Source organism: Burkholderia sp. AU45251, from assembly GCF_030482905.1.
GTDB classification, from domain to species: Bacteria; Pseudomonadota; Gammaproteobacteria; order Burkholderiales; family Burkholderiaceae; genus Burkholderia; species Burkholderia aenigmatica.
Genome location: NZ_JAUJQH010000004.1, coordinates 127,345 through 142,031, shown reverse-complemented (window position 1 = coordinate 142,031; position 14,687 = coordinate 127,345). Strand labels below are relative to the sequence as shown.

Here is a 14,687-nt window from a genome sequence, read left to right as displayed (position 1 = left end):
TGACGCGACCTTATGGTGCAGACGTTAACGAATTCTTAAGGACCGGATTTTTCCGCGCGTGGCTTGATGGCTGCCCGTGCCTGCGGGTATCGTGCGGCAAGGGACGGCATGTCCGGAACCAACAGGAACGCGACGCCATGCGGGTGTTACTCGTCGAAGACGACAAACTGATTGGAAGCGGGGTGGAAGACGGCCTGATCGAAGCCGGCATGACGGTCGACTGGGCGCACGACGGTAGGCATGCGCAGCTCGCGCTCGAAACCACGCCATACGACCTCGTCGTGCTCGATCTCGGCCTGCCTCGCCTATCCGGGGTGGAATTGCTGGACTGGCTTCGCAAGCGGCGCGATCATACGCCGGTCTTGGTGATGACCGCGCGCGACACGGTGGCCGACCGCGTGAGCGGCTTGAGCGCTGGCGCCGACGACTACCTGGGCAAGCCGTTCGACCTGACCGAGCTGATCGCCCGCTGCAGGGCGCTCGTGCGGCGCTCGCAGGGCCGCGGCACCGACACGATCGAATACGGCGACTTGTCGGTCGATCCCGCGCTGATGACGGCCACGCGCGGCACCGAGCGGATCGCACTGACGTCGCGAGAATGCGCGTTGCTGGTCGAGTTGCTGGCGAACCAGGGCCGTCCGCTCTCTCGCGCACAGCTCCAGGATTGTCTCTATGGCTGGAACGAAGAAATCGAAAGCAATGCGATCGAGGTGCACGTGTCGAACCTGCGCAAGAAGCTGGGGGCCGACCTGATCCGGACGATCCGCGGCGTCGGGTACGTGGTGGAGAAGGCATTGTGATGCGCTCGATTCGCCAACGGCTCACCTTTCTCGTGCTGTCGGGTGTCGTGGTGGTCTGGGCGTACTCGCTGGTGTCGAGCTACCGTCAGGCGATTCACGAGGCGGAGGAGTGGGACGATGCCCGCATCGAGCAGATCGCCAGGGCGTTCGCCGCGCTCGATGCATCAGATCTCTCGGTCTTTGCGGACATCGCACTCGGTTCGTCCGAGGACGACGACGGCGACAACGATGCCTCGCCGCGGATGCTGTATCAGGTCAGCGATGTCGGCGGACGCATCCTGGCCGCGAGTCCCGGGCTTGCCTCGCTCGATCTGCCGGTGTTTCCCGCAGCAACATCGAGCCCGATCCGGCTCGGCAATCCGAAGTGGCATGCCTACGTGCTGACCGATGCCGCGCGCGGCCGTACGGTGCGCATCTTCGAGCAACGCACGCATCGTTCGGATCTGTCCGCGGAGGTCGCGCGTCGCGTCGCACGGCCGCTCGCATTCGCGTTACCCGTGCTAGCCGTACTGATCTGGCTGGCCATTGGCCGCAGCCTGACGCCGCTGCGCACGTTGTCCGAGGCAATCGACGCACGTTCGCCCGACAGCCTCGACGCCATCGGCGCGAGAGGCATTCCCGACGAGGTGCGGCCGCTGGTCGCCGCGCTTAACACGTTGTTGCAACGCCTGCGCGACTCGCTTGATCGAGAACGCGCGTTCACCAGCGACGCTGCACACGAGCTCAAGACGCCGCTCGCGGCGCTCAAGGTCCAGGCGCAAGTCGCCCTCACGGCACGCGATCCGGACCGTCAGCGGCGCGCAATGCAACGGGTCGTCGAGGGCGTCGACCGCAGCACGCATCTGGCGGACCAGTTGCTCGCCCTGGCACGACTCGACGAGACCGTTCAGTTGCCCGGCGAGGACGTCGATCTCGCGCGTGTCGTGCAAACCTGCATCAGCGACTACCAGGCCCGTGCGGACCGCAAGCAGATCTCGCTGATATCGCGCGTCGACGGTCCGGTCGTCGCGCATGCACCGTCCACGCTGGTCCGCGTCTTGCTCGATAACCTCGTCGACAATGCGATCAAGTACGGTCGCGAACAGGGCAACATCGAAATCGCGTCTTGGCAGAGTACTGGCTCGGTCAGCCTTCAGATCCGGGACGACGGCCCCGGCGTCCCGGACGAAGATCTGTGCCGCTTGCAAGATCGCTTCTTTCGCGGCGCGAATCATGATGAAAGCGGCAGCGGCCTGGGCTTGTCCATCGTTGCGCGTATCGTTGCGAAGCTTGACGGGCGTCTCGCTTACGTCGACGGGATGAACGGAGCTGGATTCGGCGTCCGCATCACGCTTCCCGTGTCGGTGTGACGCCGCATCCTCACGAATTCAGGCCAGCCCTCCATCTGCGATTCAATGAGCGGACGCGAATAGGCGCGATCTGCTACCTCAATGAAAGATCGATCGCATATTTATAAGACCGGCGGCCACCGGTCACCTCCCGGCGAATTACCGGGCACTGTTGATTCGAATACTCATCATCATCGACGCAATTCGTGCAATCAGGCCTGAGATAAGAAAGCCTTAAGGTGAGGATTCTATGCTGGTGACCTCAGCCGGACACCCGGCTCGTGCTGTGCGGCGGGCAATCCGGATGAACGTAGGAAGAAGCGCTTTCTGGAGGGTTTGCTATGAAATCCTTACTCCTGGTCGCCAGCGTGCTCGCAACCACGTTGCCACCCTTCGCGTCAGCAACGCCCCCCGCCATCCACGGTGCCCACTTTGGGGTGGAGACCCAGCGGGAGTCGGCCGACCAACATGGGGTGCTGCCTCAGTCGCAGGGCGACTCTAAGCGGCTAGACAGACGTTCCGTCGCCAAAGCCGGGCACGACACCTCAGGCTATGGCGGAATGATGGACGGGGCCCGGCAAACCGGCCGCATGTCGTTGACCAAGTCGGAACGCGCCTTGTACGCACATCACTAGGGTCCTCGGCTTCGCGTCGTGTTTGCGCGCGCTTTCTACCGAATCAAAGCCTTGAAATTGAAGAGGTGACTCATGCTGCAGAAATCTCGTTTTCTTGCACTCGGCGTCGTCGGACTCACGATATTCTCTTCGGTCACACGGGCTGTCGAGCCGGCCTCGGTTAGGGTGACGCTTTCAGACGGGAAAAATGGAAGCATGTCACTGACGCTAACTCCATCGAAAGTCGCGGCGGGACCCGTCGAGTTCACGATAGCGAACGCGTCTCACACAATGAAGCACGAATTTCTGATCCTGCCATGGTCCGGCTCCGACGCTGCATTACCCTACTCTGCGAAAACACAGCAGGTGGCGGAAGACCAGCTGAAAGGGCTGCAGGGTGTCGAAGACCTGAGTCCGCGCGAGACCGTAACGGCACGATTTTCGCTGAAGGCGGGCAGATACCTCGTGTTTTGCAACGAACCAGGTCACTATCGCGCCGCAATGCATACAGATCTTTTGGTTGGCATAGCGAACTAAAAAATCGTCATCGACACTCGTCAGCTTGCTTCGCATCCCGGTCGCGGACAGCGGTTGCCTCGAGTCGTCGAGGCCGTGTGTGGTTGGCGGAAGAAGATTCGATCGGCAGCGTGGGGGCAGGTTCCGTCTTGACGGCAGCGATGCAGGCCTCGGTTGCGACCGGCCGTACGGTTGTTGGCGAAGCCGGTGCGCCTTTGCTCAGGGTTGCCTTCCCGAAACTGTCACATATCATCGATATCGTCCCGCGCTTACCACACTCAGAAGGAATGGCAATGAAATTGAAAGCGATCTCGGTTCTGATGCTTACGATGCTCTCGTCCTCGCTTGTTCATGCGACGGACATCACCGGTGCGGGCAGCACGTTCGCTGCACCGATCTACGCCAAATGGGCAGACGCTTATCACAAGTCTGGTGGAGGGAAGATCAACTACCAGGGGATTGGTTCGTCGGGTGGAATCAAGCAGATTCTGGCCAAGACCGTCGATTTCGCTGGCTCGGACGCTCCGCTCAAGGATGAAGAACTCGCCAAGGACGGGTTGTTCCAGTTCCCGACCGTCGTCGGCGGCGTCGTGGCGGCGATCAATGTGCCGGGGGTGAAGGCCGGTGAAATCACGTTGTCCGGCCCGGTGCTCGGCGACATCTATCTCGGGAAAATCAAGAAGTGGAACGATCCGGCCATCGTTGCGCTGAACCCCAAGGTCAAGCTGCCTGACCTCGACATCGCCGTAGTCCGCCGCGCCGACGGTTCGGGTACGAGCTTCATCTGGACGAACTACCTGTCGAAGGTCAACCCGGAGTGGAAGAGCAAGGTTGGAGAAGGTACGACCGTGGCGTGGCCGACCGGTTCGGGGGGCAAGGGTAACGACGGCGTTGCGGCGTTCGTGCAACGCCTGCCGGGCGCGATCGGTTACGTCGAGTGGGCGTACGCCAAGCAAAACCGGATGATCTACACTGCGATGAAGAACGAGTCGGGCGCGGTGATCGAGCCCACGACCGAAACCTTCAAAGCCGCGGCTGCCGGTGCAGACTGGAAGAAATCGTTCTATCAGATTCTGACGAACGAGCCTGGCAAGGATGCATGGCCGGTGGTTGGCGCGACGTTCGTGCTGTTGCATACGGTACAGGACAAGCCGGAGCAGGCGAAGGAAACGCTCAAGTTCTTCGAGTGGTCATTCAAGAACGGCACGTCGGCCGCCGATAGCCTCGACTACATTTCGCTGCCGCAATCGGTGGTCGGCGAGATCGAGAGTCAATGGAAAGTCAAGGTCAAGGACGCGACCGGCAAACCCGTCGCACCGTAATCGCGATGGGTGTCCCCTGAAGCGCGCGAGGGCGTTTCAGGGGAAGACGGGCATGTACCGGAGCGACGTTGCGGGGCGTTCGGACGTTTCCCGTCAGCTTGTGCGGCGAGGAAAGATCACTCGAACACTGAGCCCCCGCGTGTCGCTCCGGTTGGTCATCTCCAGCTCCGCCTGATGGTGCTCCGCGATACGTTGCACGATCGAGAGACCCAGGCCCGTTCCCGATGCGTTTTGACCCGCGCCGCGATAAAAGCGCTCCCAGACTCGCGTGAGCTCGTTATCGGGAATTCCTGGACCGGTATCCCGAACTTCCAGTACCGGGCGATTTCCGTCTTCCCCGACAACGACATCGATGCATGCGCCCGCGCCCGCGTACCGGATCGCGTTGTCGACCAGATTGTTGAGCAGAATCCGGAGTTCCTCCCGATTTCCCCGAACGATCACGGCATCCGCCGCAACGAGCCCCAGGTCGACACGATGAGCTTGTGCAACACGTTCCCGGTCGCTCACGACGGAGAGCGCGATCGTTGCGATATCGAGCGGCTCGAACGGGGCTTCCGGAGCCTGCGGCGCGAGGCGCGCCAGCGTCAGCAACTGCTCCGCCAGATGGGCGAGCCTGGACGTACCGATGCGAATCTGCGTGACGATCGCGTCCCGTTCCTGTTCGTCCCGGGCACGGGGGAGCAGCTCGGCCTGAATGCCGAGTCCCATGATCGGCGTGCGTAGCTCATGGGCGGCGTCTGCGATGAAGCGTCGCTGCACGGAAAACGACTGGTCGAGTCGAAGCAGGAGGTCGTTGATGGCGTCGGTCAGCGGAGCGACTTCGCTGGGCATCGCGGCCGTGTCGATCGACTGCATGTTGTCAGCGTCGCGCCGTCTGAGCGTCGAAGCGATCTCCCGGAGCGGGCGCAATCCGTAGCCGATCCCGAACCATAGAAAGAGCGCGAGAACGGGGAGTAACGATAGAACCGGCCACAGCAGATGCATCGCTATTTCGGCGACGGCCTCCCAGTGCGCACGTTGTGCCTGGGCGACACGAATCAGGGTGTCACCGCTACGGTACACGTAGGTATGCCATAGCTGCCCATGAACGGAGATGTCCGCAAGCCCTGGGCCATGCGGAGGTGGAAGCGACGAGTCGGGGTCGGTGCTGAAAAGGACCCCCGATCCACGCCAGACTTCCAGCAATACGCCATGCGATTGCTGGCCTGACAGTCGATCGTCGTCACCCTGCTTGAAGCCGGTCAGTGACAGACGCCCGTTGGCATCGACTACCACGTGCCGGGCAACCGCCTTCAGTTGATCGCTCAGAAGCTCGTCGATTTCGGTCAATGCGCCCCAGTACGTGGCCGCGCTGGCGATTACGCCGATCAACAACGTCGTGGGCACGAGCCACAGCAGGAGTCTGCGCCGGAGCGATTTCATCCGGGCTCTCCGATCCGGTATCCGATACCCCGTACGGTCACGATGGCGTCCGTACCGAGCTTCTGGCGGAGATGATGTATGTGCACCTGGACCGTGTTGCTCTCGACCTCCTCGTTCCATCCGTAGAGGCACTCTTCGAGCTGCTCCCGTGTAACGATTCCCTTCGGACGGCGGATCAGTTCTTCCAGGATGGCAAACTCCCGCGCCGTCACCGGCACTTCCTCGGTCCCGAGCCAGACGCGGTGCTGCGCAGGATCGAGCCGCAGCGTGCCGGACTGGAACACCGTTTGCACGCTTCCCGTTTGCCTTCGGGAGACGACACGGATTCGTGCGAGCAGTTCTTCCAGCGCGAAAGGTTTGACAAGGTAGTCATCCGCGCCGGCATCCAGGCCGGCCACGCGATCGCCAATGGTATCGCGGGCAGTGACGATGATGACCGGGGTCGGGTCGTTTCGCTGCCGCAACCTGGCGAGCACGGTGGAGCCATCCTGCTTGGGGAGTCCGAGGTCGAGCAGAATCAGACCGTACTGGGTCGAGCGCAATGCGGTCGATGCGGCTTCACCGTCCCGAACCCAGTCGACGGCGAAACCCGACTGGCGCAACCCGCGCTGCACGCCGCTGCCAATCTGCTCATCGTCTTCTACCAGCAAAATGCGCATGCCGGCTCCATTTCGTTTGATCGCCACGATGCAAGCGAGGCATCGTTCCCGGACAGCGCATACGAAGGCGAATGGAACAACGGCGCGGGACCGGTCGCCGCCTGCCGGGCAAGGTTCCCGGAGAATTCGCACGAGACTGTTGCCGCTGCGGCCTGGATCGGCGCCGGATACATGTTGTCCTTTCTCGATGGGTAGTAACCGGCGTCCTCAAACTGGATCAGTTGATTGCGGACCTGTACCCGGGTGAGCGGAGCGCGCGACGTTTGAGAAAGCGCCAGTGCCGGCACGAGCATGATCGCAGCCAGCGCCGTGAATTTCACTGCTGAACCCATTGCCTTAGCCTCCTGAAAGTCCCGGATCGCCGCCCGTGCTGAATCTCATGGCGCGATCATGACGGTGAAGGCTTAAGGAATGGTTAACAGGTTCCGGCCCGGTCGGGCGCCGGCCGTGGCGGTATGTCGCCATGCACCTGAATTGCAGGCGAGACCGTGACGCGGAAAGGCAAGCCGGGCCGCGCCCTAAGCTTTCCCTAAGTTTGTCGAGCTAGGATGAGAGCAGTGGCTGTTCTGTCCACGATTGGCGCGAGACGGCCCGATACTTGGCCCCGCCAAGTCAAACGTGGAAGGAATGGACGACAGGGACGCATTCTAGATGTCGAACGAAGCGGCCGGTGTCGTCGAACCGACAGCACGCACTTGAATTCCGTAACAATGTGAAGGGCTGGAGCCGAGATCTCGGAACAACACGATGAAACTCCATATCAGTGCTTTGCTGGCGTTAGCACTCGCCATGGTTCCAGCGTTCGCGTCCGCAAAGGTTCAGGGTACCGGTATCGCGATCGCGGACGTTACACTCGAGCGCATCAGGGTGGCACGTGAGGATCGTGCGATTGACGACGCGCGAAACCTAGCGCAGCGACATGTGCCGACGACGACGCCGAGAAGAGCAGGGGACCAGATGCGTGACGCTGAAAGAGCGTTGCCGCGGTAGTGCGTGGACAGCGAGTTTTCCGGCTGGCAGATCAAAAACGAATGCAGGTCCCTCACGCATACATGCGCGGTTCAACCGCGCATCGCATGGACCGCGCCTGACGCGAGAACCTTGGGGTCCGCGTCACTCCACTCGGTCCGGGCATCTGGCGGAGCCGTCGAATGTCGCTCGACGGTTCGAATCCCTGCGTCTCGCACTGCTGGACATACCGGAGCGACAGGATTTCCGGAATGGCTTGCCGAGCCATTCCGGCGTACTCGTACGTGACCCGCCATTCCCGAAGCGGTGTGATTAAGCTGCGCGGCATTCTGAATCAGTGATGCCGGTACAACTGGCCCACGGCATTCTTCCACACATGCTGTCCCGATGCGGCCTGATTTGCAGGCTCGCTTCCAACACCGCTCCCTGTACGTTCAAGCGAGATACGCCGCTCGGCGGCCAGAAGAGAGTCGGGGTAGTTGGGATCCTTGCGCTGCGGGAAATATCCGGCTTTTTCGATCTGAATCAGTTGCGCCCGCACCTGCGCGCGTGTAAGCGGGACGTTGTCGGATTGGGCGAACGATGCCACAGGAGAAAGCACGGCCAGTGATAGGGCGAGCAGCTTGAGTTTAAGGTTCATGATCGGTCTCTCTATGAAGTTACGCATTTCCGGTACGAACACACGAGATTCGCAACCGGCATGACAAGCTTGACAGTTCAACCTTAAGATGCGGTTAACTATAAATATAGGAAACCTATATATTTGATTGACATTGCGGTTATGAAGATAAATTCAGGACGGAATTCTGAAGCATGTTCGCGTTGCGCAGCATTCGCCATGCCGGCGGTTTTTCATGCAGAAAAATTGCATAGCTGAGGTAAAGCTAAGTCTCTCTTCGTACGCTTCGACTTGCGCAAGTTCCTGCGCTTCTTCGGAGAGAAATCATGAATCGCTACATCAAACTTTCTGTTCTTGCCGCTTTGGTTGCTACGAGCGCCGCAGCAGCTTATGCCGCGAATGGCAACGGGGAAAATGACGCCATGTCGGTCGTGCACGCACCCGTAACCCTCGCACAGGCGGTGACTGCTGCCGAGCGGCATGTGCACGGCAAGGCTGCCCGAGCAGAGTATGAAAATTCAAAGCAAGGCTGGGTGTATGACGTCGAGGTGGTCAGCGACGGCAAGGCATACGACGTTCGTGTCGATTCGAACAACGGAACGATCCTCACGTCCAGCATCGACAGTTCCGACCACGACGGCCATGACGCGCTCGACTAAGGGTTGGTCCCGTGCATTGCAGGATGCATTGACGCGATGCACGGGATTCGTTGCATGGTCGGCGCATTGTTAACGCGCACTTAAGGTGGGCGGCGGGAGAATTTGCCCGTACGTTGCAATGCAAGGCTATCGATTGCATTTCGCTTTCAAGTCTTCATACGTTGGTGTCAACAATGATTGTTAACACTCTGTCGAGCAGATGGAAATCGGCATCACTGTGCGTTGTGTTATGCGGCCTCATCACCGGCTGCACGACCTATCACGAAAAGCCGCTTTCTCAAGTGTCGACCGCGTTTTCGAAAAACGATCTGGCTCGTTTCGAAATCGATTCCGGGAACATGCCGCTGCCGGAACTCGCGGCACATCGTTTCGACCCGTCCGACGGACTCGACATCGAAGATGTGGCGATGCTGGCCGTTGCGAACAACCCGGACCTGAAGCTCGCGCGCGACGACCTCGGCATTGCGCAGGCCCAGGCTTTCGCGGCGGGCCTCCTACCCGATCCGCAGCTGTCGGTATCGAGCGATTTTCCCGGCGCCGCGGGGCTCGAGCGCGCGTTCAACTACGGGTTGAGCATGGACGTCATGGCGATCGTCTCGCGAGGCGCCAACAAGCGGTCCGCGATCGCGACTGCGCGCAAGACCGATCTGGGACTGCTCTGGCAGGAGTGGCAAGTCGTCGCGCAAGCCAAACAGCTCTATACGAAGGCGCGTTACCAGGATGCCGTGCTGCCGCTGCTCGAGCAGGCTCGAGATCTCGACCTGACGCGCTACGTACGGATCGAGCATGCACGGCACGCCGGTAACATGACCGACGACGCCGTGAGTGTTGCGTTGACGACATACGGTGACGCGCGCAAGCAATACGACGATATAGTCCGGGCCCGCGAGCAGACGCATCACGACTTGAACCTGTTGCTGGGGCTCGCGCCGGACGTCGGCCTGAAGCTCGTCGGCTCGAGCCGGCCGGCCGCACTATCGCGCCCCGCGCTGGACGCCGCACTGGCCGCGCTGCCGAAGCGACGCCCGGATCTGATTGCGCTGCAGGCCGGTTACGAAGCGCAGGAACAGAAATACCGCGCGGCGATCCTGAACCAGTTTCCGAGCCTGACGGTCGGATTTGATCGCGCACGCGATACATCCGGCATCTATACAACCGGCTTCCAGATCGCGCTTAGCTTGCCGATCTTCAACCGCAACCGCGGCAATGTGGCGATCGAACAGGCGACCCGACAGCGCCTTGGCGACGAATATCAGGCCCGGCTGAATGCTGCGTACGCAGACATCGCGCATCTACGCAGCGATTCGCACCTCGCAGCCGCGCAGCTCGCGCAGGACGAGGCCGCGCTGCCGGCGCTAGTGCGGGCGGCCGGGCGTGCACGGAACGCGTTCGCGGTGCACGACATCGCGCTTGGACAATACACCGATGCGCAGCTCGCCGCGCTGACGAGACAGATCGATGCGCAAACGCAACGCGATGCGCTCGCGGAACAGCGTATCGGCCTACAAGCGTTGCTCGGCAGCGCGATCCCGGACGCATTTTTTACCGATTCCACACAGCGTTGATCTCATGCCATTCGCTCCGAATTGCTCTCTCTGCCGCCGCGCGACCGCCCTGGCCGCTGCGCTTGCCGTGCTTGCCCCATGCGCCGGCCCGGTGCGTGCCGACGAACCCGTCACCGCGACGGTCGATGCCGTGACCGTGCGCCGCGAGCCGATCTCGCAACAGGTGCGCGCGTACGGCACCGTCGCGGCATCATCGTCGAGCGTAGTCTCGATCAACCTGCCGTATGCCGTGCGCATTCGAAAAGTGCTTGTGCTGCCCGGCCAGACGGTGGCGAACGGCGCGCCGCTCGTCGTCGTGCGAGCCGATCCTGCTGCGGTATTGGCCGCATCGCAGGCCGCGAGCGCGCTGACGCTCGCGCATGGCGAACTCAAGCGTACGCGCTCGCTGTTCTCCGCCGGCCTCGCAACGCAGTCCCAGCTTGCAGCGGCGCAGAAGGCGCTGAGCGACGCACGGCAGGGAATGGCAGCCGAGCATCAACTGGGGGTGCACGGCGGAGACGTGACGATCGCCGCACCGTTCACCGGCGTCGTATCGCAGCTGGCCGTACTCCCGGGTGACCAGATCCAGGCCGGCATGATGATCACTCAGCTCGCGACGGCCGCGAATGCATCGAGCGGGCAGGCGAATGTGACGCTCGGTGTCGACCCGTCGGCCGCGGCGTCGATTCACGCGGGAGATGCAGTAGTGCTGCACGGGCTGTCGACCGCGCTCGAGCACGCGAATCCGGCGGGGCGCGTCGTCGTGGCGGGTGCGGCAATCGATCCGCAGAGCCAGCTCGTGAATGTCGGTGCGAACGTGCCGCTCGGCCGCACCGCGTTTATTCCGGGAACGCGCGTGAGCGCCGAGATTGCCACGCAGACCGGAACGTGGTGGGTGGTGCCGCGGGCCGCGGTGTTGCGCGACGCGAAGGGCGCTTACGTGTTCCAGGTGACGCCGAAACGCACCGCGCAGCGCGTCGACGTTACGGTGCGCGTGGAAAGCGACGACCGCTACGGTGTCGACGGGCCGCTTGTCGCGGCGGAACCGCTGGTCGTCAGCGGCAACTACGAACTGCAGGACGGGATGGCGGTGCGCCTGGTCGGAGGCGCACGCCAATGAATTTCGGGCAATGGATGCAGATGCATCGACGATCGCTGCTGTTTGTCGTGGCACTGCTAGCGGCCGCCGGCGCGCTGACGGCCTTTCGGCTGCCGATCTCGCTGTTTCCAAACGTGTCGTTCCCGCGCGCGGTCGTATCGCTTGACGCGGGTGACCGGCCGGCCGAGCAGATGGCGACACTTGTCACGATGCCGGTCGAGGAAGCGCTGCGGCGCGTACCGAACGTGCGCGACGTCGAGTCGAGGACCAGCAGGGGCTCGGCCGAGATCTCGCTGAACTTCGGCTGGGGCACCGACATGGCGCAGGCGACGCTGCAGGCGCAGTCGGCCATCGCCGAGATCCTGCCGTCGCTGCCGCCCGGCACGAAGATGCAGGTGAAGCGGATGGACCCTACTGTGTTCCCGGTGCTTGCCTACAGCCTCACGTCGTCTCGACAGTCGCTTGCACAGCTGCGCGACCTTGCGCAGTTCCAGTTGCGGCCGCTTCTGTCGTCGGTCGACGGCGTCGCGCGCGTCGAAGTGACCGGCGGTGCTCAGGACGAGTTGCAAGTCGCCATCGATCCGGCCCGGCTCGCCGCGTACAAGCTGTCGGTCGAGGACGTATCGAAGGCGATCGGCGCGGGCAACGTGCTGATGGCGACCGGGCGGATCGAGGATCATTACAAGCTGTATCTGGTTGTCGCGGATACCACGATTACGTCACTCGATACGCTTCGCAACGCAGTCGTGTCGTCTGCGGGTGGCAATCAGGTACGCGTCGGCGACATCGCGACGGTGTCGCGCGGCACGGTGCCGCAGTGGATACGCGTCACCGCGGACGGGCAGGACGCGGTACTGGTGAACGTGTTCCAGCAGCCGGGCGCGAACAGCGTCGCGATGGCCGCAGCGATCCGCACGAAGCTGGCCGCTTTCGAGAAGCAGATGCCACCGGGTGTGCATCTGGCGAATTGGTATGACCAGAGTCAGCTGGTGATCGCGTCCGCGTCGAGTGTGCGCGACGCGATCCTGATCGGCGTGGTACTGGCCGCATTCACGCTGTTCGTGTTCCTGCGCAACTGGAAAATCACGGCGATTGCCGTTGCGCTGGTGCCGGTCGTGATGAGCGCGACGATCCTGCTGCTCGACGTATTCGGAATGGGCTTCAACATCATGACGCTCGGCGGGATGGCCGCGGCGGTCGGGCTCGTGATCGACGACGCGATCGTGATGATCGAGCACATCGCGCGCCGCATGCGCGAGGCCGGCGCTCATGCATTTCACGGGCGCGTGATGAGCGCGGCGCTCGAGTTCACGCGACCGCTTGCCGGATCGTCGGCCGCGACACTGATCATCTTTGTGCCGCTTGCGTTCCTGTCGGGCGTGACGGGCGCGTTTTTCAAGGCACTGTCGATCACGATGGCAAGCGCGCTGTTCATCTCATTCGTTGTGAGCTGGCTTGCCATCCCGATCCTGTGCGATCACTGGCTGACACCCGCCGATGCGGAAGAGCACCGCGAGTCGCGGCTGTCGCATTGGATGAACACCCGTTATGCGGCGCTGATCGAGCGCGTCAGCCGCAAGCCGGTTCTCGCCCTGGCCGGCGTGGCGCCGCTGCTGATCGTGGCCGCAGTGGCATTCACGCGGGTGGGCAGCGGGTTCATGCCGTCGATGGACGAGGGCGGATTCGTACTCGACTACCACACGGCACCTGGAACCTCGGTCACCGAAACCGATCGCCTGATGCGGGAAGTCGAGACGATCATCCGCGAGAATTCCAACGTCGCGACTTATTCGAGACGCACCGGCGCAGGCCTTGGCGGCGATCTCAACGAGCCCAACAAGGGCGACTTCTTCGTGCGGTTGAAGTCCGGTTCCCGCGAGCCGATCGATACCGTGATGGAAGAGATCCGGTCGAAGATCGAAGCGAATGTACCGGGTGTGAACGTCGAACTCGCGCAACTGATGGAGGACCTCATTGGCGACCTGACCGCCGTGCCGCAGCCGGTGCAGATCAAGATCTATTCCGACGATCCTCGCGTGCTGGAATCAACGGCACGGCGAGTCGCGGCCCGGATCGCAAAAATCCAGGGCATCGTCGACGTCGACGACGGGATCAACCCGGCAGGCGATGCACTCGACCTTCACGTCCGGCCCGATGCTTCAGCGGCCGAGGGCATGGACCCGCAAGCGATCGCGCAGCAGGTCTCGGATCTGCTCGAGGGAAACGTCGCGACGCAATTCCAGCAGGGATCGAAGACGGTCGGGGTGCGCGTGTGGGTCGCGAACGCGACAAGCATGAACGGCACGGGGCTCGGCGAACTGCAGATCCGCGCACCTGACGGGCACCTGTTTCCGCTCAAGCGGGTGACAGATCGCATCACGGTCAGCGGTCAGCCGGAGATCAGCCGCGACAACCTGAAGCGGATGGTGGCGGTTACCGCGCGAATCGACGGACGCGATCTGGGCTCGACGATCGCGGACGTGCAGCGTGCGCTCGGCGAGGCCAATCTGCTGCCGTCGGGCGTCTATTACGAGCTCGGTGGGCTGTATCAGCAACAACAGATCGCTTTCCGCGGGCTTCTTGCGGTGTTCGGTGCGGCCGTGGCGCTGGTTTTTGGGCTGCTGCTGTTCCTCTACGAGCGGTTTCGCGTCGCGCTCGCCGTGATGGCGATGCCGCTGTGCGCCACCGGTGCGGTTTTCATCGGACTGTGGGTGACGGGCATCGAGCTGAACATCTCGGCGATGATGGGGATGACGATGATCGTCGGGATCGTGACTGAGGTCGCGATCTTCTATGTATCGGAGTTTCAGGCGCTCGTGCGCGATGAAGCAATGGCGCCGGACGTCGCGCTGCTCGCTGCGGGCCGCAACCGGTTGCGGCCGATTGCGATGACGACGATCGCTGCGATCCTTGCATTGCTGCCGCTTGCGTTCGCGCTCGGTCAGGGTTCGGCGATGCAGCAACCACTGGCGGTGGCAATCATTTCGGGGCTCATCGTACAGCTTCCACTGGTTTTGTTGGTGCTGCCGGTTCTGTTGCGGGTACTGGTTGCACGACCCGGGGCCGAAGGACTGTCGGGCAATTGAACGATTTTCCGCGATTGCCGGCACGGTAGCCCCCCGATGGCATGCGG

General features: G+C 62.4%; 12 protein-coding genes. 8 read left to right on the top strand and 4 right to left on the bottom strand.

Annotation, left to right across the window (positions count from 1 at the left end; translation table 11 throughout):
- Window positions 1-137 precede the first annotated feature (137 nt).
- The 4 genes from QZM67_RS12200 to pstS all read left to right on the top strand — a co-directional run bounded on the left by QZM67_RS12200 (window position 138) and on the right by pstS (window position 4,580).
- Complete coding sequence (locus QZM67_RS12200; RefSeq protein WP_301803771.1) at window positions 138-800, top strand: response regulator transcription factor; 663 nt, start codon at window positions 138-140, stop codon at window positions 798-800.
- A complete protein-coding gene (locus QZM67_RS12195) occupies window positions 800-2,149 on the top strand; it encodes an ATP-binding protein (protein ID WP_301803192.1) in 1,350 nt (449 codons plus the stop codon). The genes QZM67_RS12200 and QZM67_RS12195 overlap by 1 nt, the downstream gene beginning before the upstream one ends.
- Before the next feature lie 686 nt (window positions 2,150-2,835).
- Entirely contained in the window at window positions 2,836-3,279 is a 444-nt protein-coding gene (locus tag QZM67_RS12190; protein WP_301803189.1) for a hypothetical protein, read from the top strand.
- 272 nt (window positions 3,280-3,551) lie between these two features.
- Window positions 3,552-4,580, top strand: a complete 1,029-nt coding sequence (pstS, locus tag QZM67_RS12185) for a phosphate ABC transporter substrate-binding protein PstS (RefSeq protein ID WP_301803769.1) — start codon at window positions 3,552-3,554, stop codon at window positions 4,578-4,580.
- Window positions 4,581-4,673: 93 nt separating this feature from the next.
- Here the strand turns inward: pstS and QZM67_RS12180 are convergent, their stop codons facing one another.
- From QZM67_RS12180 to QZM67_RS12165, 4 genes are all read right to left on the bottom strand, one after another.
- On the bottom strand, window positions 4,674-6,005 hold the full coding sequence (locus tag QZM67_RS12180; RefSeq protein ID WP_301803186.1) for an ATP-binding protein: 1,332 nt from the start codon (window positions 6,003-6,005) through the stop codon (window positions 4,674-4,676).
- Window positions 6,002-6,664 (bottom strand): response regulator, encoded by a 663-nt coding sequence (locus QZM67_RS12175; protein WP_301803183.1) that lies wholly within the window; start codon window positions 6,662-6,664, stop codon window positions 6,002-6,004. Before QZM67_RS12175 ends, QZM67_RS12180 begins: the two co-directional genes overlap by 4 nt.
- A complete protein-coding gene (locus QZM67_RS12170; RefSeq protein WP_080467007.1) occupies window positions 6,646-6,996 on the bottom strand; it encodes a DUF4148 domain-containing protein in 351 nt (116 codons plus the stop codon). Before QZM67_RS12170 ends, QZM67_RS12175 begins: the two co-directional genes overlap by 19 nt.
- A 971-nt stretch (window positions 6,997-7,967) precedes the next feature.
- Window positions 7,968-8,273: a DUF4148 domain-containing protein gene (locus tag QZM67_RS12165; protein WP_009693052.1), complete on the bottom strand. Its 306-nt coding sequence runs from the start codon at window positions 8,271-8,273 to the stop codon at window positions 7,968-7,970.
- A 305-nt stretch (window positions 8,274-8,578) separates the two neighbouring features.
- On the opposite strand from QZM67_RS12165, the gene QZM67_RS12160 reads away from it, so the two are divergent.
- The 4 genes from QZM67_RS12160 to QZM67_RS12145 all read left to right on the top strand — a co-directional run bounded on the left by QZM67_RS12160 (window position 8,579) and on the right by QZM67_RS12145 (window position 14,640).
- The gene (locus QZM67_RS12160; protein WP_059889787.1) at window positions 8,579-8,911 is read left to right on the top strand and encodes a PepSY domain-containing protein; all 333 of its coding nucleotides are present in this window, start codon (window positions 8,579-8,581) and stop codon (window positions 8,909-8,911) included.
- A 50-nt stretch (window positions 8,912-8,961) separates the two neighbouring features.
- A complete protein-coding gene (locus QZM67_RS12155; protein ID WP_301803179.1) occupies window positions 8,962-10,476 on the top strand; it encodes a TolC family protein in 1,515 nt (504 codons plus the stop codon).
- A gap of 67 nt (window positions 10,477-10,543) precedes the next feature.
- Window positions 10,544-11,575, top strand: coding sequence for an efflux RND transporter periplasmic adaptor subunit (locus QZM67_RS12150; RefSeq protein ID WP_301803177.1), 1,032 nt, complete (start codon window positions 10,544-10,546; stop codon window positions 11,573-11,575).
- The gene (locus QZM67_RS12145; protein WP_301803174.1) at window positions 11,572-14,640 is read left to right on the top strand and encodes an efflux RND transporter permease subunit; all 3,069 of its coding nucleotides are present in this window, start codon (window positions 11,572-11,574) and stop codon (window positions 14,638-14,640) included. The genes QZM67_RS12150 and QZM67_RS12145 overlap by 4 nt, the downstream gene beginning before the upstream one ends.
- The last annotated feature ends 47 nt before the right edge of the window (window positions 14,641-14,687 follow it).

Coding starts and splice junctions, on each gene's coding strand:
- QZM67_RS12200 (WP_301803771.1), top strand. CDS start 138: ATGCGGGTGTTACTCGTCGAAGACGACAAACTGATTGGAAGCGGGGTG.
- QZM67_RS12195 (WP_301803192.1), top strand. CDS start 800: ATGCGCTCGATTCGCCAACGGCTCACCTTTCTCGTGCTGTCGGGTGTC.
- QZM67_RS12190 (WP_301803189.1), top strand. CDS start 2,836: ATGCTGCAGAAATCTCGTTTTCTTGCACTCGGCGTCGTCGGACTCACG.
- pstS (WP_301803769.1), top strand. CDS start 3,552: ATGAAATTGAAAGCGATCTCGGTTCTGATGCTTACGATGCTCTCGTCC.
- QZM67_RS12180 (WP_301803186.1), bottom strand. CDS start 6,005: ATGAAATCGCTCCGGCGCAGACTCCTGCTGTGGCTCGTGCCCACGACG.
- QZM67_RS12175 (WP_301803183.1), bottom strand. CDS start 6,664: ATGCGCATTTTGCTGGTAGAAGACGATGAGCAGATTGGCAGCGGCGTG.
- QZM67_RS12170 (WP_080467007.1), bottom strand. CDS start 6,996: ATGGGTTCAGCAGTGAAATTCACGGCGCTGGCTGCGATCATGCTCGTG.
- QZM67_RS12165 (WP_009693052.1), bottom strand. CDS start 8,273: ATGAACCTTAAACTCAAGCTGCTCGCCCTATCACTGGCCGTGCTTTCT.
- QZM67_RS12160 (WP_059889787.1), top strand. CDS start 8,579: ATGAATCGCTACATCAAACTTTCTGTTCTTGCCGCTTTGGTTGCTACG.
- QZM67_RS12145 (WP_301803174.1), top strand. CDS start 11,572: ATGAATTTCGGGCAATGGATGCAGATGCATCGACGATCGCTGCTGTTT.